Here is a 26,416-nt window from a genome sequence, read left to right on the forward strand (position 1 = left end):
TCAAGACGCGGCGAGGCCACGCTCGCCAGGCTGCGACCAGACGGTGTTTGACCGACGGCCCGGCGCATCCCACAGTGACGCCGTCAGCACCAAGAGGCGTGATGCCCCGGCACGGCGAGACGATCGGCCAGACCCCGGATTGGCTGCCGCACGAGCGGCCGCTGATCCCCGGCTCGCCTTCGACGCCCGACTTCCCTCTGCCCTTCCGCATCGTCCACGCCCTGATCTCGGTCCTGATCGGGGTCACCGGCTCGCTGGGCACGGCGCTGATCTCGGTCAACCTGCCGGCCATCCAGGGCTCGCTGGGCCTCACCCCCACCCAGGGGGCCTGGCTGACCACGATCTACGTCATGACCAACATCTCGATGAACCTGCTGCTGGTGAAGTATCGCCAGCAGTTCGGCATCCGCCGGTTCACCCTGGTGTTTCTCAGCCTCTACACGGTGGCGGCCTTCGCCCACCTGTTTCTCGACAACTATCCGATGGCCCTGGCCCTACGGGCGATCAGCGGCGTCGGCGCCGCCGCGCTCAGCGCGCTGGCCATGTTCTACATGCTGCAGGCCTTCCCGGCCTCGTTCCGGATGGGCGCGCTGGTGCTGGGGGTCGGGGTCTCGCAGCTGGGCGCGCCGCTGGCCCGGGTCATCTCCACCGGCCTGCTGGATGCGGCCTACTGGCATGGCCTCTACGCGCTGGAGGCGTGCCTGGCCGCCGCCTGCCTGGCTGCGGTGCTGCTGTTTCGCCTGCCGCACGGGGTGCGCATCCACGTCTTCGAGAAGACCGACGCCCTGACCTTCGCCCTGCTGGGCGGCGGCCTTGGCCTGATCGTCGCGGTGCTGGGCCTGGGCCGCGTGGTCTGGTGGTTCGAGGCGCCGTGGCTGGGCTGGTGCCTGGCCGCCGCCGTGGTGATGATCGCCATCGCCTCGCTGGTCGAGCACGGCCGCGTCCATCCGCTGATCGACACCCGCTGGGTGGCCACCGCCGCCTTCCTGCGCTTCTGCCTCAACATCGCGCTGGTGCGCCTGATCCTGTCCGAACAGAGCGTCGGCGCCGCCGGCCTGATGAACGTGCTGGGGCTGGCCGCCGAGCAGCAGCGCCTGCTCTACGGCGTTGTCCTGCTGGCCACCGTCGCCGGCGTCGTGGTCAGCGCTGCGACCCTCAACCAGAAGACCCTGGCGCCGCAGTTCCTCGGCTCGATCCTGCTGATCGCCGTCGGCGCCTTCCTCGACGCGCGCGCCACGGTGCTGACCGCGCCGGTCAATCTCTATCTCAGCCAAGCCCTGCTGGCCTTCGCCGCCGCCATGTTCCTTGGGCCGGCCTTCATGTTCGGCATCGGCCAGCTGCTGACCCGGGGGCTTGGCTCGATCATCACCTTCTCGGTGATGTTCGGCGTGGCCCAGAACCTGGGCGGCCTGTTCGGGGCCTCGCTGCTGGGCACGCTGCAGACCGTGCGGGCCCAGCATCACGCCGTCTATCTGGCCGAACACCTGACCGGCTCGAACCCGGCCGTCGCAGCGACCTTGCAGGCCTATGGCGGCGCCTACGCCGCCACTCAGGGCGATCCGGCCTTCCGCGCCGCCGACGGCGTGGCCCTGCTGACCCAGCAGCTGGTCCAGCAGGCCAACATCCTGGCCTTCAACGACGTCTTCCGGGTGATCGGCGCCATCGCCGTCGCCCAGTTCTTCTACGCCGCCCTGCTGTTCGTGCTGCTGGCCGTGCGCATGAAGCGCCAGGGCGCCCAGGCGCCCGCGCCGCCCTCTTCCCCGACACCACCCAAGCCCGCCTCGGAACCCGCATGACCGACGCCGCCGCCCCGCCGCCCGCCAGCCCGCCCCCGCAACCGGAGGACCGCGCCGCCGCGGCCGCTCCGCCTCCGGCCAGGCCCCGGCCGCCGGGCGTGCGCGCCATCGTGYTGACGGCGGTGATCACCCTGGCCGTGGTGCTGCTGATCCTGTTCCTGTGGAAGCTGCCGCCCTTCGCCGGCTCGGTGCAGCGCACCGACAACGCCTATGTGCGCGGCCAGGTGACGGTGATCGCGCCCCAGCTCAGCGGCTATGTCACCAAGGTGCTGGTGCAGGACTTCCAGACCGTGCGCGCCGGCCAGCCCCTGGTCGAGATCGACCGCCGCATCTACGGCCAGCGCCTGGACCAGGCCCGCGCCACCCTGGCCGCGCGTGAAGCCGACCTCGCCAATTCGACCCAGGCCCAGGCCTCGCGCGAGGCCGCCCTGGCCGCTCGCCACGCCGACATCGGCTCGGCCCAGGCCCAGCTGGAGCGGGCCCGTGCCGACATGGCCCGCGTCGCCGACCTCGCCACCGACGGCTCGGTGTCCTTACGCGAACGCGACCAAGCCCGCGCGGCCCTGCGCGCCGCCGAGGCCCAGGTCGTGGCCRCCCAGGCCGGCCGCGACATCGCCCGCCAGGACGTCCGCTCGGTCGGCGTGTCGCGCCAAGGGCTGGAGGCCGCCGTGGCCGCTGCCCGCGCCGCCCTGCGCTTGGCCGAGATCGACATGGACAACACTTTGGTGCTGGCCCCCACCGACGGCCAGCTCGGCCAGATCGGCGTGCGCCAGGGCCAGTTCGTCACCGCCGGGACCCAGCTGGTTTCGCTGGTGCCGCCGCAGCGCTGGATCATCGCCAATTTCAAGGAGCGCCAGGCCGGCCGCATGCGCCCGGGCCAGGCCGCCAGCGTCACGGTCGACGCCCTGGGCGACCGGCCCTTCCATGGCCGCATCGAGCAGATCTCGCCGGCCACCGGCTCGGAGTTCAGCATCCTGCCGGCCCAGAACGCCACCGGCAACTTCACCAAGATCGCCCAGCGCCTGCCGGTGCGCATCGTGCTCGACGCCGGCCAGCCCGACCTCGCCCGCCTGCGGCCGGGCATGTCGGTCGAGGCGCAGGTCGACCTGGCCGAGGCGCCGCGCGAGGGAGACCGCCGCTGATGCGCCCGGCCTTCCCCCTGCTGGCGACGACGCTGCTGCTGGCCGCGTGCGCCACGCCCGGCCCCAGGACCGCGCCGCCGCCCGAGGCTGGCCTCGTCCCGCCCGCCGGCTGGCGCGCCGACGCCCCCGGCGGCCAGGAAACCGTCGCCGCCGACTGGTGGAAGGCCTTCGGCGACGCCCGGCTTTCCGATCTCGTCGCCACCGCTCTGGTCCGCAACGCCGACCTTGGAATCGCCGAAGCGCGCGTGCGCGAAGCCGAGGGGCTGGCGGCCCAGGCCCGGGCCGGCCTGCTGCCCACGCTGAACGCCACGGGCGGGGTGCAGAAGCAGCGCGAACTGTCGGCGTTCGGCACGCCGGCCGAGCCCCTGGCCGCGCAGGGCCAGTTCCAGGCCGCCTACGAGATCGATCTCTGGGGCCGCCTGCGGGCCGGCGACGACGCCGCCCGCGCCAGCCTGCGGGCCAGTCGCCACGCCCGTGACGCCGCGCGCCTGTCGGTCGCCGCGGCCGTGGCTCGCGCCTATGTCTCCCTGACCTCGCTGGACGCCCAGTTGGCCACCGCCCGCGCCACCCTGGTCTCGCGCCAGGAAGCCGCCGCCCGCGCCCGCCGCCGCGCCCAGCAGGGCCTGACCTCGCACCTCGAGCTGCGCCAGGCCGATGGCGAACTGGAAGCCGCCGCCCAGCGCGTACCGGCCCTGGAGTTGGCCGTCCGGCGACAGGAGGCGGGTCTCGCCCTGCTCGTCGGCGAGGACGGCGCGGGCCCCATCGCTCGGGGAGGCCTCGACGCCCTGGCCGTGCCGCAGCCGGCGGCCCCCCTGCCCTCGGCCCTGCTGGCTCGCCGCCCCGACATCGCCCAGGCCGAGGCGAGCCTGGCCGCCGCGGACGCCAGCCTGGCGGCCGCCCGCGCCGCCTTCCTGCCGCAGGTCAGGCTGTCGGCCGCGGCCGGGGGCCTGCAGGTGCGACACCTGGATCCGCTGACCATCTGGAGCCTGGGCGGCAGCGTGCTGGCCCCGATCTTCGACGGCGGCCGTCTGCGCGGGGCCTCGGACGCATCGGCCGCGCGACGCGACCAGGCCGCCTTCGCCTATCGGAAAGCGGCCCTGACGGCCTTCAACGAGGTCGAAAGCGCCCTGGAGGGCCAGGGCCGCCTGGCCGAGCAGGAGGACCACGCCCGCCTGCAACGCGACGCGGCCGCCAACGCGCTAGGCCATGCGCACAAGCGCTATCAGGCCGGCTACGTGGCCTATCTGGAAGAACTGGACGCCCAGCGCGGCCTCCTGGCCACCGAACTGGCCCTGTCGCAGGTGCGCGAGGCTCGCCTGCTCAACGCCGTGGCGCTCTACCAGGCGCTGGGCGGCGGCTGGACGGAAGCGCGAGATTGACATGATCGAGGATCGCCGGCCCGGACCAACGCGTGGTCGGCCACCGCCCCCTTGGGTCTAGTCCTGACCCAGGAACAGCGCCGTCTCGGGGGCGATCCGGTCGCCGCCAGGCTCGACGCCGAGCACGTCGGCGGCGATCACGCGAACGATCAGGCCCAGCACGTCCAGCTTCTCGCCGCCTTGCGCCACGGCGTAGGCCGGCAGCAGATCGGCGAAGCCCAGCAGCGTGGCCACGTCCAGCGCGGCGGCCGCTACCTGCTCTTCGGTCGGAACGATTCCCATAGCGCCGTCAGCCATTGCTTCCTCCCCGATCTCGCTCCGCGCCGCAGCGCGGGCCCGCTCAAGCGGCGGTGTCGTGAGCATCACCGTACGCACGTTGCACGCGACTTGGCTATGGTCCGTGCAAATGCGCGACGATGCGTCCCAGGCAGACCCGGCCGCATCGGAAAAGTCCTATGGCCCCAAGGCGTTCGCCATGCGACGCCGCGCCGCCGCGACGCAATGGCGCGCCCGCCTTCGCGCGATCTGGAACGAAAAAGGCCCGGCGTCGCCGCCGGGCCTCTTCATCGTCTCGTGGTACCACCTCTCGGGCTCGAACCGAGGACCTCTAGATCCACAATCTAGCGCTCTAACCAACTGAGCTAAGGCGGCTCCGCGAGAGGCGTGTTCTTAGTCGGACCCGCCCCCGGGATCAAGCGGCGAAAAGCCCCCCAAGAGAGAAAATCGCACGCCCCGAAGGGGCCTTGAAGCCGCCGCGCCTTCGCCCACCGTTGCGCGCAAAGAAAAACGCCCCGGAACCGGAGTTCCGAGGCGTCTTCTTGGGATCGTCCCAGGCCTGGCGCTATTGCGGGACCTGGAAGGTGATCGGCACCGTGATCTCGCCGCCGTCCACCGGAGCCCCGTCGAGGGTCTTCGGCTTCATGCGGAAGAGGCGCGACAGCTTCAGGGCCGCGTCGCCGAAACCGTAGTCGGCCGGAGATTCCGACACGACCGAGCAGTTCTCGAGCGAACCCTTGGCGTTCACCGTGCAACGGATCGTCGCACGACCACCGACTTCCATCCGCTGCGCACGGTCCGGATAGTACCGGGCCATGTCGTCCGCGTTCGGCTTACGCGCCCAGTCAGGACGCGTCACGACCGAAGCGCGCTGCGGCGGAGCCGTCACCGGCGCCGGCGGAGCCGACGAGATGATCGGCGGCGCCGTCTGCTCGACCCGCTCCTTGACGGGCGGGATCGGGAGCGGCGGCGGCGGCGTCACGTCCGGCGGCGGCACGATCGGCGGCCTCGGCTGCACCACCGCGGGAGGCGGGGGCGGAGCGTTGGTCGGCGGCGGCGGCGGCGGCGGAGGAGGCGGCGGCGGAGGCGGCGGAGGCGGAGGCAGCTCCACATCCACGGCTTCGTCGCTGTACTCCTTCAGCACTGCCTCGAACTTCTGCTTCGCCAGGTAGGCGAAGAGAGCCGCGTGCAGGCCGATCACGATGATCGTCGCGACGCCGAAGGTGCCGATGCCCTTCTTCCGGCGCGGGCCTTCCGAAGTCAGCGGATCGTAGTGGCGATGCTCGGGCGCTTGTTGTTCAGCCATGCATCACCCCTCAGCTGTTCTCATCACGGCCCACGAGAGCCACGCTGTAGAACCCATTGTCCTGGAGGGTGTTCATCACCTCCATGAACGAGCCGTAGCGCGTCTTTTCGTCAGCACGGATGAAGATGCGCTCCTTCGAAGGGTCGCGTCTGCCGATGTTCTTCGTCAGGTCTTCACCCATCGTGTCAATCGAAGTGCGATCGTCGCCGATGTACAGCTGACCGTTTGACTTGATGGAGATGTAGACCGGTTTCGGCGGGTTAGGCGATGCTTTCGCTACCGCCGGCGGCAGGTTCACTTCGATCGACACGGAGGCCAGCGGAGCCGCCACCATGAAGATGATCAGGAGGACCAGCATGACGTCCACGAAGGGCGTGACGTTGATCTCGCTGTTCTGTTCGACGTTGAACCTGTCGCCGCCGCCGCCCGAAAGTTTGGCGGCCATCGGTCTTACGCCCCCTTGTCGAGCTGACGCGAGATAGCGTTCATCAGTTCAGCAACGAAGCCTTCCGAGCGGGTGCCGAAAGCCGAGATGCGGGTTTGGAAGTAGTTGTAGAAGATAACGGCCGGGATAGCGGCGAAGAGGCCGATACCGGTGGCGAGCAGGGCTTCAGCGATACCCGGGGCCACGACGGCGAGGTTGGTCGTGTTGGTGTTCGCGATGCTGATGAACGAGGTCATGATCCCGTACACCGTGCCGAACAGACCGATGAACGGACCGCCCGAACCGACCGAAGCCAGGAACACCATGCCGCCCGACAGACGCTTGGCGAGCGAGGCTTGCACGGCGTTGATGGCGTAGGTGGCGCGGGCCAGGGTCGAGTCGCGGTGTTCGCCGCCGACTTGCAGACCGGCTTGACGCGACAGTTCGACTTCTTGGGCGGCCGCGGCGGCCATGTCGGCCAGCGGGTTGCCTTCGAATTCTTCCGACGAGCCGATGCGGGCGATGTCCGAGATCGAACGGGCGCCGCGGAAGGCTTCCAGGAACTGGTCGGTCTGCTTGTTCAGGCTGGCGAACTCGAGGAGCTTGGTGATCAGCAGCACCCACGAGAAGATCGAGGCCAGGATCAGGCCGATCATCACGACCTTAACGACGATGCCGGCGGCCAGGAACATGCCGACCGGGGTCAGCGAGTGCGACTTCATCTTTTCGGTGGCGGCTTCACCGGCGTCCTCGGCGGGAGCGGCGTCGGCGGCCGGGGCCGGGGTTTCAGCAGCCGGGGTGGCGGCCGGAGCGGCGGCTTCGGTGGTGGCCGGCGCGGGAGCGGCGGCGTCCTGAGCGAAGGCCGGGGCGCTCGCCATCAGCGCCATGGCGCCGACGAGAGCGATGAGGGGGGTCTTCCGTTTAATGTCGAGCATCTGTCGCCAGTTCCTGATTGGTCTAGCACGTTTGGACCGAGGGTCGTCGCGCGAGAGCGTCTCCACCCTAACTTGAAAAGCCCGCTTTCCCATCCGATCTCTCGGAAGGTGGGCGAACCCGCTTCGCTGCGCTCGACCCGTTACGCCCGCCGCGGAAGGCTCATGCCCGCCGTGAAGGATCGTTTCGAAGCGCGAGTGACCGGAGCTCCTCTCGAAGCCCAGGCCTTACCGCAATGTTAGAATTGCGGCATGGGTCCTTTGGCAACCCCTTTTCGCACCGTCAAGGGGGCCGCTTGGGCATAAATTTACGACAGTCACCCCCGATGAACGCCCTTTGCTGCATTGCACAAATGGCAAATCAGGATTTCGGAGCGGTTTTTCCCTATCAAAGGGAATATTGGCGCCGCAGCGCAGCATGGCGACAAAACAGCGATCTTCCGCCGAGTGCGCGCAAGGTGGTCAGATGTCCCTCAAACGAGGCGCCTCAGAATCTCTGGCCCCGCTCGCAAATGTCCTCATCGGACAAGAATCCGTCGGCCCACCGACTTAGGCTCGCGGCCCCGGCTAGCGCATTCGCGTTATCGACAGCGCCGGAACCGGCAAGCTAGGCTTTCGGCAAGGGTGCGCACCGCCGCAAGGCGGGGGAAGGGCCCTCGCATGCCCGCGATCCTCGGCGCGATCAAATCCGCGGCTTCCATCGCCTTTGGCCTGACCGTCATCGTTCTGGTGGTCTGCGGCTGGATCGGCGGCGACACCAGCCTGAGCGTCAGCATGCCCGACTACGGGCACGTCTATGTCGACGACGAGGGACAGCGGATCGTATCGGCCGCCTGCCTGCCAGCCTCTTCCCTCCCCTCCGACCTTCGCAGCACGACGATGGGCGAGGCGCYGCGCCTGCGCTACAGCCTCGACCGCGACTGCATCGACCAGGGAGGCTTCCAGGAGGGCGGATCGGTTCCCCAAGCCCTGCTCCACGCCATCCACCTAGCCCCGAGGCAGACCTACTGGTGGGACAAGCCCTATCGAACGGCCGAGGGGATCATTTATCCGCCGGCGACAAAGCCCGAGACGTCACGGCTTCGCTGAAAGCGAGCCACGCTGCAGATGCTGCAAAGAAATGATTTTGGAAGGTGGTGCCTGGGGCCGGAATCGAACCAGCGACACGCGGATTTTCAATCCGCTGCTCTACCAACTGAGCTACCCAGGCCCTTGGGCCCTTGAAGCGGTGAAGACCGCCTCTGGCCTCGCCCTGCGGCGAGGAGGGGGTCTATAAGAGAGGCTGCAGGGCTTGTCCAGCGGCCTTTTCGACTAATTGTCGAAGTCTGTGGATGGAGGGTTTTCCTCGTCGTCCTGACCGCCCGGCACGACGTAGCGGTCCGACAGCCAGCGCTGCAGGTCCACGTCCGAGCAGCGCTTGGAGCAGAACGGACGCGTGGCGTCCTGGGCGGGCTTGCCGCAGATGGGACAGGCGCTGCTCATGCCGCGGACACCTCGATGCGGTCGTTGCTCCAGCCCGGCTCGGCCGAAACGGTGAAACGGCGGCCCAGGCGCTCGGCCAGGCCGGCGTCGAGCTCGGCGAAGGCCTCCAGCACGGCCGGGGAGCAGCGGGCCGCCAGGCGGCCGCCGGGATCGGCCCGCCCTTCCCGCTCCAGAGCCCGCGCCAGGCGGCGGGCGGCATAGGGCGCCGCCCAGGCCCCGCGGGCGTCGACCAGGCGCTCCATGACCGGCCGCGCGCGGCGCGGCAAGGCCATCTCCAGCGCCCCGAACTTGCTGATCGCCCCGATCGCCACGCCAGGGTTGTCGGGCGCGAAGGCGTTGCGGGCCGCCACGGTCAGGGCCTGGCCGTCGTGGCCGCGCCCCACCAGGTCGAACACCACCAGGCCGCCCAGCCCCTTCAGGCGCAGCACGCGGGCCGAAACGGCGATGGCGGCCATGTTGGCCTGGCGGGCGGCGCGCTTGGCGTCGCCCTCCCGGCCGCCCAGGTCGACGTCGACCGACGTCAGGGCGCGGGTCGTCTCGATGGCGACGTCGCCGCCGCCCGGCAGGGCGAAGATCGTCTCGAGGATGTCGGCCTCGGCCGCCTCAACGGCCTCCAGCGCGCGCTCGCCGGTGGTCGGCGAGCCGGCCTTCACATAATGGCGAAGCTGCTCCTCGACCGTGGGGGCCGCGGCCAGCACGCGCGGCTCGGCTCCCTCCCCCACGGGGCATTCGGCGACGAACCGGGCGACTGCGGCCTTGTCGGCGCGCGAAACGGTGCGGATCTCGATCTCGACCAGGCCGCCCTGCACCAGCTTGGGCATGTCGGGCTTGATCGGCAGCAGCACGTCGGCGCCGCCCGGCAGGGCCACGAAGGCGGCCCCGAAGGCGCGCTCGATGGATTTCACCCGAGCCACGCCCCGCACGCCCTCGGCGTCCAGCGGATCATCGCCCGGCCACTGCACGATCAGCCGCTCGGGCCGACCGTCCAGGGTGACGACGCCGACGGTCTCGCCGACGCCCTTGTGGAGGTATGCGCGACGCTCGCTCATGCGGCGGCCTCGCGGCGGGTCCAGCCCTTGCCTTCGAGCATGCACAGGGTCTCGTACAGAGGCAGGCCCACGACGCTGGGATAGGAGCCCTGCAGGTCGACGATGAAGCCGCCCGCCTGCCCCTGCACGCCGTAGCCGCCGGCCTTGCCGCGCCACTGCCCGCCCGCGACGTAGGATTCGAATTCAGAAGCCGAGAGGCGCTTGAACACCACCCGGGTCTCGACGACACGCGAGCTGATCGTTCCGTCCGGCCCGATCAGCGCGACGCCGGTCAGCACCTTGTGGGCGCGTCCGGTCAGCAGCGTCAGGCAGTAGCGGACGTCGGCCTCGCTCTCGGCCTTGGGCAGGATGCGGCGGCCGACGGCCACCACGGTGTCGGCGGCCAGCACGAAATCGCCCGGCGAGCGGGCGGCGACGGCGCGCGCCTTCTCCTGCGCCAGGCGCAGGGCGTGGCGACGCGGGGTCTCGTCGCGCAAGGGCGACTCGTCGATGTCGGCGGGATCGACCCGGTCGGGCGTTACGCCGACCTGGGCCAACAGGTCCAAGCGGCGGGGGCTCGCACTGGCCAGGACCAGCGAAGGCTGGGCGACCGTCATGTGCGCGCCCGGCTTACTTGAAGCGGTAGGTGATACGGCCCTTGGTCAGGTCGTAGGGCGTCATTTCCACGAGCACCTTGTCGCCGGCCAGCACGCGGATGCGGTTCTTGCGCATCTTGCCGGCGGTGTGGGCGATGATCTCGTGATCGTTCTCGAGCTTCACGCGGAAGGTGGCGTTGGGCAGCAGTTCGCTGACCGTGCCGGGAAACTCGAGCAGTTCTTCCTTAGCCATCAGGCCTCTCAACAGGGGTTCAATAGCAACGCGGCCCGCGCGACCCGCGGGCGAGTCGTGACGCGAGCCGCGGCTGCGAGGCGGGGCTTATAGCGCATTCACCCCCCAAACGTCGATGGTGTCCCGAAACGCGCGCGAATCGCGGCCGAAAGCGTGTCGCGAACCTCGCGATAGGCCGCCAGCATGGCGTCGCGCGAGCCGTCGTTCACCAGGGTCGGATCGTGGGTCGGCCAATACTCGATCTCGACCGAGCGGTCGCGCGACAGCTCCACGGCCCGGTGCTGAGCCTCGGGCGTCAGCGAAACGACGACGTCGAAGCTGTCGTCCTCCAGCTCGTCGAAGGTCTTGGGCTGGTGGGCGGCCACGTCGACGCCCATCTCGTCCATCACCGCCACCACGAAGGGGTCGATCCCCTCCCCGGCCGGATCCGGCTTCAGGCCGCAGGAATCGACATAGGCCCGGGTGCCGTAGAAGCGCTTGAACAGCGCCTCGGCCATCGGCGAGCGCACGCGGTTGTAGTTGCAGGTGAACAGCACCGCATCGGGCAGATCGACCACGATCAGCCCCGCCAGTGCAGCGCGCAGATCAGCGTGAAAAGGCGCCGGGCCGTGTCGAGATCGGTCTTCACCTTGCCGTCCAGCCGCTCGCGCAGCAGGGCCGAGCCTTCATTGTGCAGGCCGCGCCGGCCCATGTCCAAGGCCTCGATCTGCTGCGGCGTCGAGTTGCGGATCGCCTGGTAGTAGCTGTCGCAGATCATGAAATAGTCGCGGATCACCCCGCGGAACGGCGACAGCGACAGCAGATGCCGCTTCTCGTAGCCGGCGCCGGCGATATCCAGCGCCAGCCGGTTCTCGATCAGCGACAGCTTCAGGTCATAGGGCCCGCCCTGCGCCTCGGCCGGCTCGAAATAGTTCTCGTCCAGGAGATCGAAGATCGCGACCTGGCGCTCCTGCTCCTGGTCGCGCGAGGCCGCCGCCAGCGAATCCTCGTCGATGGCGATCGTCTTCAGGAAGTGCTTGGGCGCGTCTGACATCGGATGGCGAGATTTGCCTGTCAGCCCTTCGAAGGCAACCGGATGCATGCCGACAAGGCGTGGGCCGGCAGGCCCTCGGCCTGCGCCAGCGCCGCCGTGTGCGGACCCAGGATGCCGAACGAGGCCGCATCGCACTTCACGATCGAGGTGCGCTTGATGAAGTCGTAGATCGACAGGCCCGACTGGAAGCGCGCCGCGCGGCTGGTGGGCAGCACGTGGTTGGAGCCGGCCACGTAGTCGCCGATAGCTTCCGGCGTCAGGCGGCCCAGGAAGATCGCGCCGGCATGGCGCACGCGATCCGACAGCGCTTCCGGGTTCTCCATGGCGAACTCGACGTGCTCAGGCGCGATGGCGTCGACCAGGGCGGGGCTCTCGTCCAGCGGGGCGATGATCACCGCGCCGTGGTCGCGCCACGAGGCGGCGGCGTCCTCGCCGGTCGACAGGGTCTTGAGCCGCTCGGTCACGGCGGCCTCGACGGCGGCGGCGAAGCCTTCGTCGTCGGTGATCAGGATCGACTGGGCGGCCGGGTCGTGCTCGGCCTGGCTCAGCAGGTCGGCGGCGATCCAGTCGGGGTTGTTGTCACGGTCAGCGACCACGACGATCTCCGACGGGCCGGCCAGGGCGTCGATGCCGACCACGCCGTACAGGCGACGCTTGGCGGCGGTGACATAGGCGTTGCCCGGGCCGACGATCTTGTCGACCGGCTGGATGGGTCCGGCGCCATAGGCGAGCGCGGCCACGGCCTGGGCCCCGCCGATGCGCCAGATCTCGGTGACGCCGGCTTCCTTGGCCGCCGCGAGCACCGCAGGCTGCAGCTTGCCGGGCGGGGTGACCATGGCGATGCGGTCGACGCCCGCCACCTGGGCCGGCACGGCGTTCATCAGCACGGTCGAGGGATAGGCCGCGCGGCCGCCGGGCACGTAGACGCCCACGGCCTCCAGCGGCGTCCAGCGCCAGCCCAGCTCGACGCCGGCCTCGTCGGTCCAGGCCTGGTCGGCCGGACGCTGGCGGCTGTGATAGGCGCGGATGCGGGCCGCGGCGAAGGCGATGGCCTCGCGCACTTCGGCCGAACACTCGGCCGCGCCCGCCTCGATCTCGTCGGCGGTGACGCGCACGGTCTGCGGCGTCAGCTCCACCTTGTCGAAGCGGCGGGTGTAGTCGAGCACGGCGTCCAACCCGCCGTGTCGCACGGCCTCCAGCACATCCGCGGTCGCGGCGTCGACGTCGGCGGGCGAACCGCGGCGCTCGTCGAGGAAGGCCTTGAAGGCCTGGGCGAAGTCGGGGCTGGAAAAGTCGAACCGGCGCATGGCGCCTAGATGCGCGTTTTTACGGCCGGGGCAAGGGGCTTTCGAGGCGCGCCCGCCTTCAGCCCGCCTTCTCGGCCACCTCCTTGGCCCGCTGCGCGGCGCGCGCCTGGCAGGCCGGGCGATCCTTGGGCGTGGGGCAGAACGACACCGGCAGGGCCAGGATTTCCCCCAACGGACGCCGCTCGGCGGGAACGATCTTCATCTGCCCAGACATGCGCATAGCCGCATCGGCGAAGCCGTAGCCCTCGGGCGTCTCAAGGCCGATCCGACAGTCGGCCAGTCGCCCTTCCTCGGCCTGGCGGCAGACCAGCACGGCCACGCCCTCGACATGCTCCTGCAAAGCCTTCTTCGAGGTGAGCCGCCCGTCGCCGGTCCAGACATCCGGGCCGCTCCAGTTCGCCCCCTGCACCGTCTCGACGCAGCCGGACAGCGCCGCCGCGCAGAGAGCCACGACCACCAGAGCCGCACGCGATATCATGATCATCCCCCAAGGCTCGCCAAGCGGCCCCGGGGCGTGATGCTACGCGCGATGCAACCTGAGGAAATCGCATCGCGCGCGATGACCGCTGCTCGGACACAGCGTGCTAGCTGTCGGCCATCCAGCTGGGCTTGCGCTTGCCCAGGAAGGCCCGAACGCCTTCCTGCCCCTCGTCGGAGACGCGGCGGCGGGCGATGCGGCGGGCGCTGTCGTCGATCAGGCCGCGGTCGATCTTCTCGAAGGCGAAGTCGTTGACCAGGGCCTTGGCGTCGCCGATCGCGCCGGGGGCGCAGACGAGGACCTCCTCGATCAGGGCGTCCTGGGCGGCGACCAGGCCTTCGACGTCGTCGAACACCTCGTCGACCAAGCCGTAGCTCCAGGCGGCGTCGGCGTCGAACACCCGGCCGGTGGCGAACAGGAGCTTGGACGTGCGCGGCCCCAGCGCGGCGATGACGTAGGGGCTGATGGTGGCCGGGGTCAGGCCCAGCTTCACTTCCGAGAAGGCGAACTTCGCATCCGCGCTGGCCAGGGCGTGGTCGCAGGCGGCCACCAGGCCCGCCCCGCCGCCGAAGGCCGCGCCCTCGACCAGGGCCACGGTCAGGGCCGGAATGTCGTGCAAGGCCTTGAGCATCCGCGCCAGCTCCAGCGCGTCGGTGCGGTTATCGTCCTCGTCCCACTCGGCGGCGGCGGCCATCCATTCCAGGTCGGCCCCGGCGCAGAACGTGCCGCCCACGCCGCGCAGGAACACGATCCGCACGCCCTCGGCCCCGTGCAGGGTCTCGAACGCCTGGGCCAGAGCGGCGATGGTCTCGCCGTCGAAGGCGTTCTTCTTCTCGGGCCGGTTGATCCACACCGTCACCGCCCCCTCGGGCGTGGAATCGATATGGACCAGCGGGCTCATGGCGTCGGTGTCGGGAACCTCGACGATCGGGTCGGCGATGGGGTTGGTCATGAGCACGCTCCTTCTAATCGGAAGTCTAATGGTACGCCCAAAGCAGAGGTTCCGCTTGCACCGTCACATCCTGAAGACGCCGAAGGTCGTCTCCGGAATCGGCGCGTTCAGGCTGGCCGATATGGCCAGGCCCAGCACGTCGCGGGTTTGCGCCGGATCAATGATCCCGTCGTCCCACAGCCGCGAGGTGGCGTGGTAGGGATTGCCCTCGTCCTCGTAACGCTGGCGGATCGGAGCCTTGAAGGCCTCGGCCTCTTCCTCGCTCCAGCTGCCTGCGTCGCGGTGGACGGTGGCCAGCACGCTAGCGGCCTGCTCGCCGCCCATCACCGAGATGCGGCTATTGGGCCAGGTGAACAGGAAACGCGGGCTGTAGGCGCGGCCGCACATGCCGTAGTTGCCGGCCCCGAAGCTGCCGCCGATCAGCACCGTGAACTTCGGCACCTCCGCGCTCGCCACCGCGGTCACCAGCTTGGCGCCGTCCTTGGCGATGCCGCCGGCCTCGTACTTGCCGCCGACCATGAAGCCCGAGATGTTCTGCAGGAACACCAGCGGGATCTTGCGCTTGCAGGCCAGCTCGATGAAGTGCGCGCCCTTCAGCGCGCTTTCGGAAAACAGCACGCCGTTGTTGGCCAGGATCGCCACCGGCTGGCCCCAGATGCGGGCGAAGCCGCAGACCAGGGTCGTGCCGTACAGCGCCTTGAACTCGTCGAACTTGCTGCCGTCGACGATGCGGGCGATCACCTCGCGCACGTCGTAGGGCGCGCGCACGTCGGTCGGCACGACGCCGTAGATCTCTTCCGGGTCGTAGAGCGGCGGCTCGGCGTCGGCGACCACCGCCTCGTGCCGCTTCTCGGCGTTCAGGTTGGCGACGATCGAGCGGACGATCTCCAGCGCGTGCTCGTCGTCGTCGGCCACGTGGTCGACGACGCCCGAACGGCGGCCGTGGGTGTCGGCCCCGCCCAGCTCTTCGGCGCTGATCACCTCGCCGGTGGCGGCCTTCACCAGCGGCGGGCCGGCCAGGAAGATGGTGCCCTGCTCGCGCACGATGACGGTCTCGTCGCTCATCGCCGGCACATAGGCGCCGCCGGCGGTGCACGAGCCCATGACGCAGGCGATCTGGGCGATGCCGCGGGCGCTCATCCGCGCCTGGTTGAAGAAGATGCGGCCGAAGTGGTCGCGGTCGGGGAACACCTCGGCCTGGTGGGGCAGGTTCGCGCCGCCGCTGTCGACCAGATAGACGCACGGCAGGCGGTTCTGCTCGGCGATCTCCTGGGCGCGCAGGTGCTTCTTCACCGTCATCGGGAAATAGGCGCCGCCCTTCACCGTGGCGTCGTTGGCCACGATCATCACCTCGCGGCCCGAGACCCGGCCGATCCCGGCGATGATTCCCGCGCCCGGCGCCTCGCCCTTGTAGAGGTCGAAGGCGGCCAGCTGGCCGATCTCCAGGAACGGCGAACCGGGGTCCAGCAGGCGCTCGACGCGTTCGCGGGGCAGCAGCTTGCCACGGGCGGCGTGCTTGCTGCGGGCGCTCTCCGAGCCGCCCAGAGCCGCGGTCGCGACCCTTTCGCGCAGTTCCTCCACCAGGGCCGTGTTGTGGGCAGCGTTTTTCACGAACGAAGCGCTGTTCTTGTCAATAAGCGTGTTCAGCTTCGGCATAGGCGAGGCATAGCCTTTTCCGTTTCCTTCCGAAAGCGACGATATTTCACCCTCATTGGCAAAGCTCGCCGGTTCCGTTTAGCGTCCGTCTCGTGGTCACCCTACCCGACTTCATGGCCGACACGGCCCTGGCCCGGCTGTTCGCGCGCGAAGGGCGCGAGGGCGACGCCGCCTGGTTCTCCCTGCCCGGCGGCTCCCTACTCTATGCGCCCGGCGAGGCCTCCGACCACCTCTACTTCCTGCGCACCGGCCGCCTCGGCGCCTTCAGACGCGAAGAGGGCCAGGAACCGCAGTTCCTGGGCGTGATCCGCCCGGGCGAGCCGGCCGGCGAGATGGCGATGATCGCCGGCGCCCCGCACTCGGCCCACATGGTGGCGCTGCGCGATTCCGAGGTGCTGGCCCTGCCCCGCACCGCCTTCTTCGAGGCGGTCGAGCAGGATCCCGACGTGATGATCGAGCTGTCGCGGCTGATGATCCGCCGCGCCCGCCAGGCCGGCGCCCACGCCTCGATCGGCGACCCGTCGGTCTACGGCTTCATCGCCGCCAGCGACGGCCCGCCCATCCGCCCGATCGTCGAGCGCATCGCCCGCTGCATCGCCTCGCTGGGCTATGCGGTCACCGTCGAGGGCGGCGAGAGCCTTTTGGCCCCCACCGAGTGGTTCAGCCGCGTGGAGCGCACCCACGACTTCGTGCTGTACGTCGCCGAGATGCACGAGACGGCCTGGAAGCACGTGGTCGGCCGCCAGGTCGACCGGCTGTTCCGGGTCGGCCGCGGCGACCGTCCGCCGCCCGGCGAGCTGCCGACCTACGCCTCGCGGCCGCTGCAGGCCCAGCGCCTGATCGACCTGATCCTGATCCAGCCGCCCGCCGCCAAGCGGCCCCAGGGCTCGCAGGCCTGGGTCGAGGCCACCGACGCGGCCCGCTTATTCCACCTGCGCGAAAACGGCCTGGCCGACGTGGAGCGCCTGGCCCGGGTGCTGACCGGGCAGTCGGTGGGTCTCGTCCTTTCCGGCGGCGGCGCGCGGGCCTACGCCCATGTCGGCGCCGTCCAGGCGCTGCGCGAACGGGGCGTGCCCATCGACTTCGTCGGCGGCGCCTCGATGGGCGCCATCGTCGCGGCAGGCCTGGCCATGGGCTGGGACGACGGCGAGATGGAGACCCGGATCCGCCAGGCCTTCGTGGAATCCAGCCCGCTGGACGACATCGCCTTTCCGCTGATCGCCATGACCCGGGGCGAGAAGGTCAAGGACCGCCTGCACGAGCACTTCGGCGACATCGACATCGCCGACCTGTGGCTGCCGTTCTTCTGCGTGTCGTCGAACCTGACCTCGGGCGCCTATCACCTGCATCGCACCGGAGCGCTGCATCGGGCGCTGCGCGCCTCGATCTCGCTGCCCGGCGTGCTGCCGCCCGTGACCGACGGCGAGGCGGTGCTGGTCGACGGGGCGGTGATGAAGAACTTTCCCGCCGACGTCATGCGCGCCTTCCAGCTGGGCCCCATCATCGGCGTCGACGTCACCCGCGGCCGCAGCATCACCGCCGACGACATCGTCACGCCGCCGTCGTTCTGGCGCTGGCTGGTCTCGGGCGAGTGGCGCAAAGGCCCGCCCATCGTCGCGCTGCTGATGCGCGCGGCCACCGTCTCCACCAGCCGGGATCTCGCCGCCAGCCGCGAGGCCAGCGACGTGCTGGTCACGCCGAAGCTGGAAGGCGTCGACATCCGCGACTGGAAGGCCTTCGAACCGGCCGTGGCGGCGGGCTTCGAGGCCGCGGCGATGGCGCTCGACGGCCTGGAGGTTCCTGTGACGGAGCTCCGGCGCAGGAAGAGCCTGGCGGAGATGGAGTAGTTTTCTGATCCCTCTCTCTTGGAGAGGGGGATCAAAAGCCCTCTAACGCCGCGCCACCACGAACAGTCGCGTGAACGGCAGCAGCGTGATCCCGTCGTCCCGCCGCGGATAGTCCCGCGCCAGCCGCTCGCGCCAGGCCGCCAGAAACGCCGCCGTCTCGGCGCCGGGCTCCAGCCGCTCCAGATAGGGCCGAAGACTCGTGCCCGAGGTCCAGTCGACGATCGGGTCCTCGCCCTCCAGCGCGTGAAGATAGGTCGTCACCCAGACGTCGAGGTCGTCAGCCAGCGGCGAGAGCCAGTCGTGATAGGCGCGCGGATCGTGACCCTGGCGCACGCCGTCCAGCGCCGCCAGCTTGCCGGCCCAAGGGCCGTCGGCGGCGACCTCGCGCAGACTGCGCCGCCAGCCGGCGTCCTCGACCTGCGGGATCTGGCAGGCCAGCACCCCGCCGGGCGCCAGGCTTTCCAGTAGCCGGGGAAACAGCGCCTCGTGCCCGTCCAGCCATTGCAGGGCGGCGTTGGTGAAGATCAGGTCGGGGGCGACGGCCGGGCGCCAGGCGTCGATGTCGCCCAGCACCCAGTCGACACCCGCCCCCTGCCCCTTGGCGCGCTCGAGCATCTGCGGGCTCGAATCCAGGCCATGGACCACCGCGCCTGGATGACGCGCGGCCAGCAGCGCGGCGTGCTCGCCCGGGCCGCAGCCCAGGTCCCAGATCTCCCTGGGATCCAGGTCGCGGGGGATCTTCAGCATCAGGTCCAGGGCCGGCCGGTCGCGATAGGCGCGGTAGCGGGAATAGACGTCAGGATCCCAGGCGGGCATGCGCGACTCTCTGCGACAATTCGCGCAGGACCATGAGGCCCCGTGTCCGTTTTGTCGCATATGAAACTAACCCCCGGCTTCCTATCTTAATCATCAGAAGCGCGACGCACCCGGCGTCGCCCCGACATCCGAAGGAACCACCGCCGTGACCCGCACCGCCGCCACCGCCGCTCCCCATGCCCAGCGCCCGCGCGCCGTGGCCCTGGCCGCGCGCGTGAACGGCCCCCGCGTGGCGGCCCTGGCCTTCAACCTTGGTCTCTGGACTCTCATCCTCCTGGCCTGGCGCGCCCTCTAGCCAGCCGCCAGGAGCGCGGCCCCGGATCGCGCACGGTCCCCCTTTGCGCGAACCGGGGCTGCCCCCCCATCACCCGATCGGACAGGTCGCGCGCGCCGTCGCCGGCCACTTGCCAAAGCGCCTTTCGCACCCAACCTTAGTTGGGCGTCAGGTTGTGACGCGCAGCCGAAAGGAGGTGATCCAGTGTCTCATTTGTCGATCGCGAACGCGCTGGAACGCTCCGTGAAGACCATGGGTCAACCCTGACCTCCAGCGCCCTTTGCGGACAAATGCCGTCCTTCGGCCGCGCGCCCGAGCGCAGGCCGTGAACGGATCGGAAGCCTCGGACACGTTCCGGGGCTTCTTTCGTTTCGGGAACAGAAAATCTCGGCGCGCCCACGCGCCAGGCTCGCGGACAAGACGCCGCGGCGATCAGACTCGCCAGGCGCGTTGACGCCCGGCAGAGCCCCCCAGATATGGAATTCGCCCCGCCCTCTGCAGGACGGGACGGTCAGTGCTCGAAGCGCGCCCGCAACCCCTTGCGAAACCCGCTTCCGGAAGCGTCGACCCACGGCACGCACACACAACGCCGAGAAACGCGACCACAATCTCTAGTGACTAAAAGACCGCTATAGACACCGGTATCCTCGTCACGCCCGAGCCTTCTGCGAAAGCGTCCGACGCGCCGCCGAAGCGACCGGTGGGATGACTGTCCCTCCCTGCTGACTACCCCAAGGCGGCAGGCGGTTCGGTGGGGCGGTAGGGAACGGGGAAGGCCCTGGGGGCCATGTCCTGTCGTTTCCTCTCGATCCCGATCTTGCCGTCGGCCGGGCGCGCGGACGCGCCGAATGTCGCCACAGTGGGCAGGATACGCGCCAAAATCAAGCACTAATCCCGATTATTGCAAAAGCATTCCACCATATGGGAATATGGTGCTTTAATTGTCACACGAATGGGGCTACAGGCCCCGCCGACGCAATTTTGTCTCCAGACCGTTGACTCGTGGCTTCGGTTTGGAAATGGATGGATACGTTCCGTACGCAGAGACCAAAGGTCCGCGACGGACGACAGACCGCCTTGGACAGTGCCGCGTGTCCGCAACACGCGCACGATCGCAGAAGATCGAGATACGGACCGGCGCAGCGTTTCGCCGCCGGCCGTCGAGGCGTCAGCTCCTTACCCCAGGCTCGCCGTCAGGAACGTCCGCCAGAGCGCACAGCGCCGCCGGTCCGCCCTGCCCTCGATCTTCGCGCATCGCAACGGCCCGGGCCCAGGGACTTCCGATTCGACTGCCGGTCTTCGTCGGACGCTCCCGCCGCCCAGGCTTCCATCTCACGACTTTAAAGCCGGCCGCCTCGCGAGACGCCGCCGGCCGGGTGGTTCGCCACCCACGACTTGGAGGAATACTATGAAGGTCAACACCAAGGTCCGACGCGATAACGGACTGATGCGCACCACGGGCATGGCGGCCGTCCTGCTGCTGGTCGGCGGCGGCTCGGCCCTCGCCCAGACCGCTCCGGCTCCCGCCGCCGGCGCGTCCACCGAGACCGCCGTCGAGGAAGTCGTCGTCGTCGGCACCCGCGCCAGCCTGCAGTCGGCCATGGGCCGCAAGAAGCGCGCCGGCACGGTCTCGGACTCGATCGTCGCCGAAGACATCGGCCAGTTCCCCGACAAGAACGTCGGCGAAGCCCTGGGCCGCGTCACCGGCGTGCAGCTGGCCCGCGACTTTGGTGAAGGCAACGCGGTGTCGATCCGCGGCGTCGAACCCGACCTGAACCGCGTCGAGATCAACGGCGTCAGCGCCCTGTCGACCGCCGGCAACCTGTCGGTCTACGGCGGCGGCGGCCGCTCGAACGACTTCCGCGAACTGCCGTCGGAAATGGTCAAGTCGATCGACGTCTTCAAAGGCTTCACCCCCGACATGACCGAAGGCGGCGTCGGCGGCACCGTGTCGGTGACCACCCGCAAGCCGCTCGACTTCAAGAAGCCTACGATGTCGTTCACGGCCTCGCAGCAGAAGCTCGACACCCTGCCCGGCTGGAAGCCGCGCGGCAGCGTGTTCGGCGCCACCCAGCTGTTCGACGGCCGCCTGGGCCTGATGGGCAACGTCACCTACGACCGCGTCCTGACCCGCGGCGACTACTACGACGACCACTCCTGGGCCCTGCTCGGCGACTTCGACAACTCGGCCGACAAGACCGTCGAGTACTACAACCCGACTTACGGCAAGGCGGTCAGCGACTACATCGCCGGCTTCGACACCGAAGCCAGCTGCGCCACCATCACGACGCCGAACGCCGCGGTGCTGTCGACCGCCCAGGCCCGCACCGCCTGCGAAAGCCAGTGGTACGACTACAGCCCGCGCGTGCCGCGCTACCGCGTCTGGACCCGTGACGACACCCGCACCTCGGGTGAGTTCACCGCCCAGTACAAGTTCACCGACAACCTGAACGCCTTCGTCACCTACCAGCAGAACAAGCGCGAGCAGGTCCTCAACGACATCAACTACGGCACGGGCCTGACCTCGCTCGACGCCCTGAACTACGGCCCGGGCTGCGCCCGCGTCACGGCCGCCACCGCCCAGAACGTCCCGGGCGTGAAGGTCGACGCCAACCACAACGTCACCGAATTCGTCATCGGCGACTGCGTCGGCACGGCCAACCGCGGCGGCAACAACGCCTTCAGCATCTCGTCGCGCGACTTCAAGTACACCTCGGAGTCCAAGTACACGACGTTCGGCTTCAACTATGACGGCGAGCGCCTGAAGGTCGACTTCGTCGGTTCGCACGGCGAAACCGAGACCCTCAGCCAGACCAACAACGCCTCGGTGTCGTTCAACACGCCCGGCCTGAAGGTCACGCTGGACCCGAACGGCTCGGCCCCGATCTTCACCTTCGCCCAGGGCTACAGCCCCTCGGACGCCTCGGCGGTCAACCAGTACCAGATCCAGTACCGCCCCTCGCAGTCGGCCAGCGAGGAAGACCAATACAAGATCGACTTCACCTACCGCACCGACCTGCCGTTCCTGAAGAGCGTCAAGTTCGGCGGCCGCTATTCGGACGCCAGCACCTACGGCTACGGCTACGGCGGCTACATCGTCAACACGGGCGCCAACCCGACCAGCGCGCTGGACGACATCGTCATCTACGCCAACTCGGTGAACTCGACCGCCACGGTGCTGGCCGGCCAGACCGCCGACCAGACCAACCCGGTGCTCGGCAACGCCTATCAGACCAGCTACTGGAACTCGACCGAGACCTGGTCGCGCGCCTTCTCGAACGCCGTGTTCGCCCAGGCCATGACCCAGTTGCCGTCGAACTTCTACTACGGCGGCAACGGCCTGCCCGACAGCTGGAAGTACCCCTCGTTCGCCGGTATCTCTCAATACCTCGACACGACGCACTTCAACCTCGACAACCTGTACAAGGGCGTCGGCAACGACGGTAAGACCTACGACCAGATCCCGTACCGCGTCGGTGAGAAGACCGGCGCCCAGTACATCCGTCTGGACTACGGCTTCGACCTGCTGGGCAAGGAAGTTCTCGGCAACTTCGGCGTCCGTCGCGTCACCACCGAGACGACCGCCACGGGCCAGCTGACCCGCAACGAGACCCGTCTCGTCAACAACGTCGCCACCACCACGACGGTGTCGAACGTCCAGACGACGATGACCAAGAAGTACACGGTCTATCTGCCGAGCTTCAACATCCAGACCTGGCTGATCGACAACCGCCTGAGCGCCCGCGCCGGCTTCGCCCAGCTGATGGCCCGCCCGCTGGTCAACTACCTGATGCCCAGCGTCACCTGCACCATCAACTACACCAACGACGGCACGTCGGAAGACGGCCCCGACAGCTGCACCGCCGGCAACCCGGGCCTGAAGCCGTACCGCGCCAACCAGTACGACCTGTCGTTCGAGTGGTACCCCGACAGCGACACCCAGCTGTCGGCCGGCTTCTTCTACAAGGACATCCGCTCGTTCTACCTGTCGCAGCGCACCAACCTGGGCCAGCAGGACATCTTCGGCGACGGCACGCTGTACTACTACAACACCTACATCAACGGCGACGGCGCCAAGATCCAGGGCGTCGAGCTGACCGCCAAGACGGCCTTCACCTGGCTGCCGGGCCTGCTGTCGGGCCTGGGCGTCGACTTCAACTACACCTACCAGAAGGCCACCGACGTCGGCGTCTACAGCTCGCTGGACGGTTCGCAGCTGCCCTATCCGGGCCTGTCGAAGCACAGCTACAACGCCACCCTGTGGTACGAGAAGGGCCCGATCAACGCCCGCCTCGCCTACAACTACCGCTCGGAATACCTGGTCACGGCGGCCGACACCTCGGCTAACCCGATCTTCCGCGATCCGACCGGCTACCTGGATGGCAAGGTCACCTGGAAGCCGGGTCCGGAAGGCCTCGCTCTCTTCGTCGAAGGCAAGAACCTGACGAAGGAAGACGAGTCCACCTGGGCCGGCGACATCCGCCTGATCAACACCGGCTATGCCGGCCGTCGCTTCTTCGTCGGCGCCACCTACAAGTTCTAAGGCGTCGCGAAAGCGAAACGAAAGGGCCGCCCCGGGCAACCGGGGCGGCCTTCTTCGTTTCTGGCGGCGCCAGGCCTCCCGTCATTCTCCCTATAAACACCCGTCGTTCCCGCCCTTGTGGCGGGAACCCCTGTTTCCGCAGACGCATGAGACGCCAGCGGACTGCTTGGCAGTCCGCCCCTTCGGCCCCTGCGGCTGAGAGAGGGTTTCCCGCCACAAGGGCGGGAATGACGGGAAGGAAAACGGGAAAGAGCCTCAGCCCTTCTTGCCCTTCTTGCTCAGGTTCAGCGCCACCGCCGCCTGGAACAGCGCCTTCAGCGCCGCCTCGTCGATCGCCGCGCCTTCATGGATGTCGATGGCTCGGCGGGTGTTCCCCTCCAGGCTGGAATTGAACAGCCCCGCGGGATCCGGCAGCGCCGCGCCCTTGGCGAAGGTCAGCTTGACGTAGGCCTTGTAGGTCTCGCCCGTGCAGACGATGCCGCCGTGCGACCACACCGGCGTGCCGCGCCACTTCCACTCCTCCAGCACGTCGGGATCGGCCTCGTGGATCAGGGCACGCACCCTGGCCAGGGTCTCTCCGCGCCAGTCGCCCAGCGAGGCGATGCGCTCGTCGATCAGATTGCTGGCCTGCGCCCCGCTCTGGGGCTCGCCGGCGGCTCCCGCCTTCATGTCGTTGCTCCCTCACATCTTCTCGCCGGGCTGGGCGGCGGCCTGCCGCACCCAGTCGGCGAACCGGGCCTCGTCCCAGGCCCCTTCGCTTAGGCTGTCCTCGTAGACGTCGAGATAGCGCACATTGGCCTGCTTCGACGGCCCCGGCGGAGGCGGCTCCAGCGCCGCGCCCTTGAAGAAGGCCACCTTCACGTACTTCGTCATGCAATGCAGGCTGAGGAACCAGCCCTCGCCGACCGGCGCGCCGTAGAACGGCGAGTTCCACTTCACCGCCTTGCGCACGCCGGGCACCTCGCGGGCGACCACGGCGTCGATGCGCTCGCCCACCTGCCGCTTCCAGCCGGGCATGGCGGCGATGTAGGCCTGGACAGGCGCGTCGCCGTCGCCCTTGGGGATCTGCGGATTGCCGCCCGAGAGCAGCTTCACGGGACCCTTGTCGCCCGTCATGGCTCAGCCCTTCCTCCGCCAGCGCAGCACGTAGGGCAGCGCGAACAGATAAAGCCCCGAGACCAGCAGCAGGATCAACGGGATCAGGGCCAGCAGGCCCACCCATGCCGCAGGCTGGCCCTTCGTGGTCATCACGCCGATGTAGGTCAGCACGCCCAGGGTGAAGGCGATGGAGAGCCAGCGATGGCCCTGGCGGATGAAGCCGCTCATGGTTTTCTCCCTTTGTTGTGGTTGCGTGGTCCTCGTCCTTCGACAAGCTCAGGATGAGGACCATGGTCGGCTCGGCGGCTGAAAACCCTCACCCTGAGCCTGTCGAAGGGCGAGGGTTTCGCCCCTACCCTTCCTTCGCCAGCAGCCCGTCCAGCTTGTCGAAGAAGGTCTTCCAGCCGGCGTGGGCGCCGCCGTAGGCCTGCTTCTGGTCGGGACGGAAACCGGCCTGCTCCATGCGCAGATGGGTGCCGGCGGCGGTGGGGGTCAGCGTCAGGGTGACGATGCTCTTCAAGCCATAGGCCGGGTCCTCGTGGTCGAAGTCCCAGCGGTAGGCCAGCACGCGGCCCGGCTCGATGGTCAGGACCTCGCAGTCCAGCGTGCCGCCCCACTCGCCCTTCAGCTGGAAGCGATGGCCGACCTTGGGGGCGAAGTCGTTCTTCATCAGCCATTCCTCGATCAGGTGCGGCTGGGTCAGGGCCCGCCACAGCTTTTCCGGGGGATGCTGGAATTCCCGCTCGACGACGGCGGTGCGCGTATCGGTCATTGGTCCATCCTGCTCAGCAGATCCTCGAGGGCGTCGAACCGCCCTTCCCAGAACCGCGCCATGTCCTTGGTCCAGTCCGCCAGCGGCCCCAGGGCCGCCGTACGGGGGCTGTAGTGGGTCTGCCGGCCCTCGTGCCGGTCGGCGACCAGACCGGCCGCCTTCAGCGCCGCCAGGTGCTTGGACACCGCCGGCTGCGACACCCCCGCCGTCGCCGTCAACGCCCCCACGGTCTGCTCGCCCTCGCGGCACAGCCGCTCGAACAGGGCCCGACGGGTCGGGTCGGCCAGGGCGCGGAACAGGAGGTCGGTCTGGGTTTCCATGGGCGAAATCGATAACTGACGGGTTATGTTATTTCTATAACTGGCGAGTTATGAGTGAGTCAATGAGCGCCCGACGGCCCTCCGCCCAGATGCTTCCCCTGAAGGGGTGTCGCGGAGCGACTGAGGGGGAAGGGACTGCGGCGTCTGCGGCTGTTTCTGCCTCATCAGATACCCCCCCTCCGGCCCTCCCGGGCCACCTCCCCCTTCAGGGGGAGGGCCTTGGTCGGCGGACCTACCCCTGTGGGGGAGGCGATCGCGTCAGCGATCGGTGGGGGGAGTTGGTGGGTGATCGACCGACGCTTCGGAAGCTGAAAACGGCCCCCCACCGGCCTTCGGCCGCCTCCCCCCACAGGGGGAGGTTCCTTGTAGGCGGGCGCGGCTTTGCGGCCTCGCGCTTTCACTGCGATGGTGATGGAGAGGGCGCGGGGCGTCCGGGCCTCGCCCGGATGTGTTTGTTTCAAGTACCGTTTCGACGAAGCTGGAACGCCCCGCGCGATCGTTATTCCTCAGGCCGGGGCGCGCAGGCCTCTTCCGCCTTTTGCCCCTTCCCCATGCAGTGCGCCCCGTTTCTTGGCGGCCAGGCGTGCATGGCGGCGCGGACCCTTGGACGGGCGGAGGTTCATGACAGGCGAACCAACCGATAGGCGGGTTTACGTCCCCCGCCCTCTAAACCCGCTCGATCGCATCCACGTCGCCGCTTCGGGCC

At 69.0% G+C, this 26,416-nt stretch carries 27 protein-coding genes and 2 tRNA genes; 7 read left to right on the plus strand and 22 right to left on the minus strand.

Translation table 11 applies throughout. The features are described 5' to 3' along the window. Window positions 1-101 precede the first annotated feature (101 nt). The 3 genes from AC1DCG_RS07945 to AC1DCG_RS07955 are packed head-to-tail and all read left to right on the plus strand — an operon-like array spanning window position 102 to window position 4,317. Window positions 102-1,796 carry an MFS transporter gene (locus AC1DCG_RS07945; protein ID WP_477028983.1) on the plus strand — a complete coding sequence of 565 codons (1,695 nt, stop codon included), beginning with the start codon at window positions 102-104 and terminating at the stop codon, window positions 1,794-1,796. Next, window positions 1,793-2,938 (plus strand): HlyD family secretion protein, encoded by a 1,146-nt coding sequence (locus AC1DCG_RS07950; protein WP_477041442.1) that lies wholly within the window; start codon window positions 1,793-1,795, stop codon window positions 2,936-2,938. The genes AC1DCG_RS07945 and AC1DCG_RS07950 overlap by 4 nt, the downstream gene beginning before the upstream one ends. Continuing rightward, the gene (locus tag AC1DCG_RS07955; RefSeq protein ID WP_477037003.1) at window positions 2,938-4,317 is read left to right on the plus strand and encodes an efflux transporter outer membrane subunit; all 1,380 of its coding nucleotides are present in this window, start codon (window positions 2,938-2,940) and stop codon (window positions 4,315-4,317) included. The genes AC1DCG_RS07950 and AC1DCG_RS07955 overlap by 1 nt, the downstream gene beginning before the upstream one ends. 57 nt (window positions 4,318-4,374) lie before the next feature. Here AC1DCG_RS07955 and AC1DCG_RS07960 read toward each other — a convergent pair whose 3' ends face one another. The 5 genes from AC1DCG_RS07960 to AC1DCG_RS07980 all read right to left on the minus strand — a co-directional run bounded on the left by AC1DCG_RS07960 (window position 4,375) and on the right by AC1DCG_RS07980 (window position 7,258). Continuing rightward, on the minus strand, window positions 4,375-4,614 hold the full coding sequence (locus AC1DCG_RS07960) for a hypothetical protein (RefSeq protein ID WP_165260444.1): 240 nt from the start codon (window positions 4,612-4,614) through the stop codon (window positions 4,375-4,377). Window positions 4,615-4,891: 277 nt separating this feature from the next. Next, a tRNA-His gene (locus AC1DCG_RS07965) sits at window positions 4,892-4,968 on the minus strand. Between the two features lie 190 nt (window positions 4,969-5,158). Beyond that, window positions 5,159-5,899 (minus strand): energy transducer TonB, encoded by a 741-nt coding sequence (locus AC1DCG_RS07970; protein ID WP_477041443.1) that lies wholly within the window; start codon window positions 5,897-5,899, stop codon window positions 5,159-5,161. A 10-nt stretch (window positions 5,900-5,909) separates the two neighbouring features. After that, window positions 5,910-6,344, minus strand: coding sequence for a biopolymer transporter ExbD (locus tag AC1DCG_RS07975; protein ID WP_058347885.1), 435 nt, complete (start codon window positions 6,342-6,344; stop codon window positions 5,910-5,912). Window positions 6,345-6,349: 5 nt separating this feature from the next. Beyond that, on the minus strand, window positions 6,350-7,258 hold the full coding sequence (locus AC1DCG_RS07980) for a MotA/TolQ/ExbB proton channel family protein (protein WP_058347886.1): 909 nt from the start codon (window positions 7,256-7,258) through the stop codon (window positions 6,350-6,352). A gap of 657 nt (window positions 7,259-7,915) precedes the next feature. Here AC1DCG_RS07980 and AC1DCG_RS07985 point away from each other — a divergent pair. Beyond that, window positions 7,916-8,344 carry a hypothetical protein gene (locus AC1DCG_RS07985; protein ID WP_477041444.1) on the plus strand — a complete coding sequence of 143 codons (429 nt, stop codon included), beginning with the start codon at window positions 7,916-7,918 and terminating at the stop codon, window positions 8,342-8,344. A 45-nt stretch (window positions 8,345-8,389) separates the two neighbouring features. On the opposite strand, the gene AC1DCG_RS07990 is transcribed toward AC1DCG_RS07985, so the two are convergent. The 11 genes from AC1DCG_RS07990 to AC1DCG_RS08040 all read right to left on the minus strand — a co-directional run bounded on the left by AC1DCG_RS07990 (window position 8,390) and on the right by AC1DCG_RS08040 (window position 16,040). Next, window positions 8,390-8,465 (minus strand) — tRNA-Phe (locus tag AC1DCG_RS07990). A gap of 101 nt (window positions 8,466-8,566) precedes the next feature. Then, a complete protein-coding gene (gene yacG / locus AC1DCG_RS07995; RefSeq protein ID WP_165260450.1) occupies window positions 8,567-8,737 on the minus strand; it encodes a DNA gyrase inhibitor YacG in 171 nt (56 codons plus the stop codon). Continuing rightward, the gene (locus tag AC1DCG_RS08000) at window positions 8,734-9,786 is read right to left on the minus strand and encodes a ribonuclease E/G (RefSeq protein WP_477037004.1); all 1,053 of its coding nucleotides are present in this window, start codon (window positions 9,784-9,786) and stop codon (window positions 8,734-8,736) included. Before AC1DCG_RS08000 ends, yacG begins: the two co-directional genes overlap by 4 nt. Beyond that, on the minus strand, window positions 9,783-10,382 hold the full coding sequence (locus AC1DCG_RS08005; RefSeq protein WP_477028990.1) for a Maf family nucleotide pyrophosphatase: 600 nt from the start codon (window positions 10,380-10,382) through the stop codon (window positions 9,783-9,785). The genes AC1DCG_RS08000 and AC1DCG_RS08005 overlap by 4 nt, the downstream gene beginning before the upstream one ends. Window positions 10,383-10,395: 13 nt before the next feature. Further along, window positions 10,396-10,614 (minus strand): translation initiation factor IF-1, encoded by a 219-nt coding sequence (infA, locus tag AC1DCG_RS08010; RefSeq protein ID WP_004617696.1) that lies wholly within the window; start codon window positions 10,612-10,614, stop codon window positions 10,396-10,398. Window positions 10,615-10,712: 98 nt separating this feature from the next. Next, complete coding sequence (locus AC1DCG_RS08015) at window positions 10,713-11,174, minus strand: arsenate reductase/protein-tyrosine-phosphatase family protein (RefSeq protein ID WP_165260583.1); 462 nt, start codon at window positions 11,172-11,174, stop codon at window positions 10,713-10,715. Further along, window positions 11,174-11,647, minus strand: a complete 474-nt coding sequence (locus tag AC1DCG_RS08020; RefSeq protein ID WP_165260456.1) for a UPF0262 family protein — start codon at window positions 11,645-11,647, stop codon at window positions 11,174-11,176. The genes AC1DCG_RS08015 and AC1DCG_RS08020 overlap by 1 nt, the downstream gene beginning before the upstream one ends. A 20-nt stretch (window positions 11,648-11,667) precedes the next feature. Then, entirely contained in the window at window positions 11,668-12,954 is a 1,287-nt protein-coding gene (gene hisD, locus AC1DCG_RS08025) for a histidinol dehydrogenase (RefSeq protein ID WP_477028991.1), read from the minus strand. A gap of 58 nt (window positions 12,955-13,012) precedes the next feature. After that, window positions 13,013-13,432, minus strand: coding sequence for a hypothetical protein (locus AC1DCG_RS08030; protein ID WP_165260460.1), 420 nt, complete (start codon window positions 13,430-13,432; stop codon window positions 13,013-13,015). Window positions 13,433-13,538: 106 nt separating this feature from the next. After that, window positions 13,539-14,384: an enoyl-CoA hydratase-related protein gene (locus tag AC1DCG_RS08035; protein WP_165260462.1), complete on the minus strand. Its 846-nt coding sequence runs from the start codon at window positions 14,382-14,384 to the stop codon at window positions 13,539-13,541. 63 nt (window positions 14,385-14,447) lie between these two features. Beyond that, on the minus strand, window positions 14,448-16,040 hold the full coding sequence (locus AC1DCG_RS08040; protein WP_477028993.1) for a carboxyl transferase domain-containing protein: 1,593 nt from the start codon (window positions 16,038-16,040) through the stop codon (window positions 14,448-14,450). A 113-nt stretch (window positions 16,041-16,153) separates the two neighbouring features. On the opposite strand from AC1DCG_RS08040, the gene AC1DCG_RS08045 reads away from it, so the two are divergent. After that, window positions 16,154-17,887, plus strand: coding sequence for a patatin-like phospholipase family protein (locus AC1DCG_RS08045; RefSeq protein WP_477029001.1), 1,734 nt, complete (start codon window positions 16,154-16,156; stop codon window positions 17,885-17,887). A gap of 42 nt (window positions 17,888-17,929) precedes the next feature. Here AC1DCG_RS08045 and AC1DCG_RS08050 read toward each other — a convergent pair whose 3' ends face one another. Continuing rightward, window positions 17,930-18,703, minus strand: a complete 774-nt coding sequence (locus AC1DCG_RS08050) for a methyltransferase domain-containing protein (protein ID WP_477028994.1) — start codon at window positions 18,701-18,703, stop codon at window positions 17,930-17,932. A 145-nt stretch (window positions 18,704-18,848) separates the two neighbouring features. Between AC1DCG_RS08050 and AC1DCG_RS08055 the strand changes: the two genes are divergently transcribed. Both AC1DCG_RS08055 and AC1DCG_RS08060 read left to right on the plus strand, forming a co-directional pair. Further along, entirely contained in the window at window positions 18,849-18,998 is a 150-nt protein-coding gene (locus tag AC1DCG_RS08055; RefSeq protein ID WP_165260264.1) for a hypothetical protein, read from the plus strand. 1,387 nt (window positions 18,999-20,385) lie between these two features. Continuing rightward, window positions 20,386-23,520, plus strand: coding sequence for a TonB-dependent receptor (locus tag AC1DCG_RS08060; RefSeq protein WP_477028995.1), 3,135 nt, complete (start codon window positions 20,386-20,388; stop codon window positions 23,518-23,520). Window positions 23,521-23,775: 255 nt separating this feature from the next. On the opposite strand, the gene AC1DCG_RS08065 is transcribed toward AC1DCG_RS08060, so the two are convergent. The 5 genes from AC1DCG_RS08065 to AC1DCG_RS08085 form a co-directional block, all read right to left on the minus strand. Next, window positions 23,776-24,189 carry a DUF1801 domain-containing protein gene (locus tag AC1DCG_RS08065; RefSeq protein WP_477028996.1) on the minus strand — a complete coding sequence of 138 codons (414 nt, stop codon included), beginning with the start codon at window positions 24,187-24,189 and terminating at the stop codon, window positions 23,776-23,778. Between the two features lie 12 nt (window positions 24,190-24,201). Further along, window positions 24,202-24,636 (minus strand): DUF1801 domain-containing protein, encoded by a 435-nt coding sequence (locus tag AC1DCG_RS08070; RefSeq protein ID WP_477028997.1) that lies wholly within the window; start codon window positions 24,634-24,636, stop codon window positions 24,202-24,204. Between the two features lie 3 nt (window positions 24,637-24,639). After that, complete coding sequence (locus AC1DCG_RS08075; protein ID WP_477028998.1) at window positions 24,640-24,846, minus strand: hypothetical protein; 207 nt, start codon at window positions 24,844-24,846, stop codon at window positions 24,640-24,642. Window positions 24,847-24,970: 124 nt separating this feature from the next. Then, a complete protein-coding gene (locus tag AC1DCG_RS08080; RefSeq protein WP_165260473.1) occupies window positions 24,971-25,390 on the minus strand; it encodes an SRPBCC family protein in 420 nt (139 codons plus the stop codon). Next, the gene (locus AC1DCG_RS08085; RefSeq protein WP_165260475.1) at window positions 25,387-25,710 is read right to left on the minus strand and encodes an ArsR/SmtB family transcription factor; all 324 of its coding nucleotides are present in this window, start codon (window positions 25,708-25,710) and stop codon (window positions 25,387-25,389) included. Before AC1DCG_RS08085 ends, AC1DCG_RS08080 begins: the two co-directional genes overlap by 4 nt. Between the last annotated feature and the right edge of the window lie 706 nt (window positions 25,711-26,416).

This window comes from Caulobacter sp. 10L414 (assembly GCF_056395525.1).

Coding starts and splice junctions, on each gene's coding strand:
- AC1DCG_RS07960 (WP_165260444.1), bottom strand. CDS start 4,614: ATGGCTGACGGCGCTATGGGAATCGTTCCGACCGAAGAGCAGGTAGCG.
- AC1DCG_RS08035 (WP_165260462.1), bottom strand. CDS start 14,384: ATGACCAACCCCATCGCCGACCCGATCGTCGAGGTTCCCGACACCGAC.
- AC1DCG_RS07955 (WP_477037003.1), top strand. CDS start 2,938: ATGCGCCCGGCCTTCCCCCTGCTGGCGACGACGCTGCTGCTGGCCGCG.
- AC1DCG_RS08020 (WP_165260456.1), bottom strand. CDS start 11,647: ATGTCAGACGCGCCCAAGCACTTCCTGAAGACGATCGCCATCGACGAG.
- AC1DCG_RS08000 (WP_477037004.1), bottom strand. CDS start 9,786: ATGAGCGAGCGTCGCGCATACCTCCACAAGGGCGTCGGCGAGACCGTC.
- yacG (WP_165260450.1), bottom strand. CDS start 8,737: ATGAGCAGCGCCTGTCCCATCTGCGGCAAGCCCGCCCAGGACGCCACG.
- AC1DCG_RS08045 (WP_477029001.1), top strand. CDS start 16,154: ATGGCCGACACGGCCCTGGCCCGGCTGTTCGCGCGCGAAGGGCGCGAG.
- AC1DCG_RS08065 (WP_477028996.1), bottom strand. CDS start 24,189: ATGAAGGCGGGAGCCGCCGGCGAGCCCCAGAGCGGGGCGCAGGCCAGC.
- AC1DCG_RS08060 (WP_477028995.1), top strand. CDS start 20,386: ATGAAGGTCAACACCAAGGTCCGACGCGATAACGGACTGATGCGCACC.
- AC1DCG_RS07970 (WP_477041443.1), bottom strand. CDS start 5,899: ATGGCTGAACAACAAGCGCCCGAGCATCGCCACTACGATCCGCTGACT.
- AC1DCG_RS08005 (WP_477028990.1), bottom strand. CDS start 10,382: ATGACGGTCGCCCAGCCTTCGCTGGTCCTGGCCAGTGCGAGCCCCCGC.
- AC1DCG_RS08085 (WP_165260475.1), bottom strand. CDS start 25,710: ATGGAAACCCAGACCGACCTCCTGTTCCGCGCCCTGGCCGACCCGACC.
- AC1DCG_RS08080 (WP_165260473.1), bottom strand. CDS start 25,390: ATGACCGATACGCGCACCGCCGTCGTCGAGCGGGAATTCCAGCATCCC.
- hisD (WP_477028991.1), bottom strand. CDS start 12,954: ATGCGCCGGTTCGACTTTTCCAGCCCCGACTTCGCCCAGGCCTTCAAG.
- infA (WP_004617696.1), bottom strand. CDS start 10,614: ATGGCTAAGGAAGAACTGCTCGAGTTTCCCGGCACGGTCAGCGAACTG.
- AC1DCG_RS08040 (WP_477028993.1), bottom strand. CDS start 16,040: ATGCCGAAGCTGAACACGCTTATTGACAAGAACAGCGCTTCGTTCGTG.
- AC1DCG_RS08075 (WP_477028998.1), bottom strand. CDS start 24,846: ATGAGCGGCTTCATCCGCCAGGGCCATCGCTGGCTCTCCATCGCCTTC.
- AC1DCG_RS08030 (WP_165260460.1), bottom strand. CDS start 13,432: ATGATATCGCGTGCGGCTCTGGTGGTCGTGGCTCTCTGCGCGGCGGCG.
- AC1DCG_RS07975 (WP_058347885.1), bottom strand. CDS start 6,344: ATGGCCGCCAAACTTTCGGGCGGCGGCGGCGACAGGTTCAACGTCGAA.
- AC1DCG_RS07945 (WP_477028983.1), top strand. CDS start 102: ATGCCCCGGCACGGCGAGACGATCGGCCAGACCCCGGATTGGCTGCCG.
- AC1DCG_RS08070 (WP_477028997.1), bottom strand. CDS start 24,636: ATGACGGGCGACAAGGGTCCCGTGAAGCTGCTCTCGGGCGGCAATCCG.
- AC1DCG_RS07980 (WP_058347886.1), bottom strand. CDS start 7,258: ATGCTCGACATTAAACGGAAGACCCCCCTCATCGCTCTCGTCGGCGCC.
- AC1DCG_RS08050 (WP_477028994.1), bottom strand. CDS start 18,703: ATGCCCGCCTGGGATCCTGACGTCTATTCCCGCTACCGCGCCTATCGC.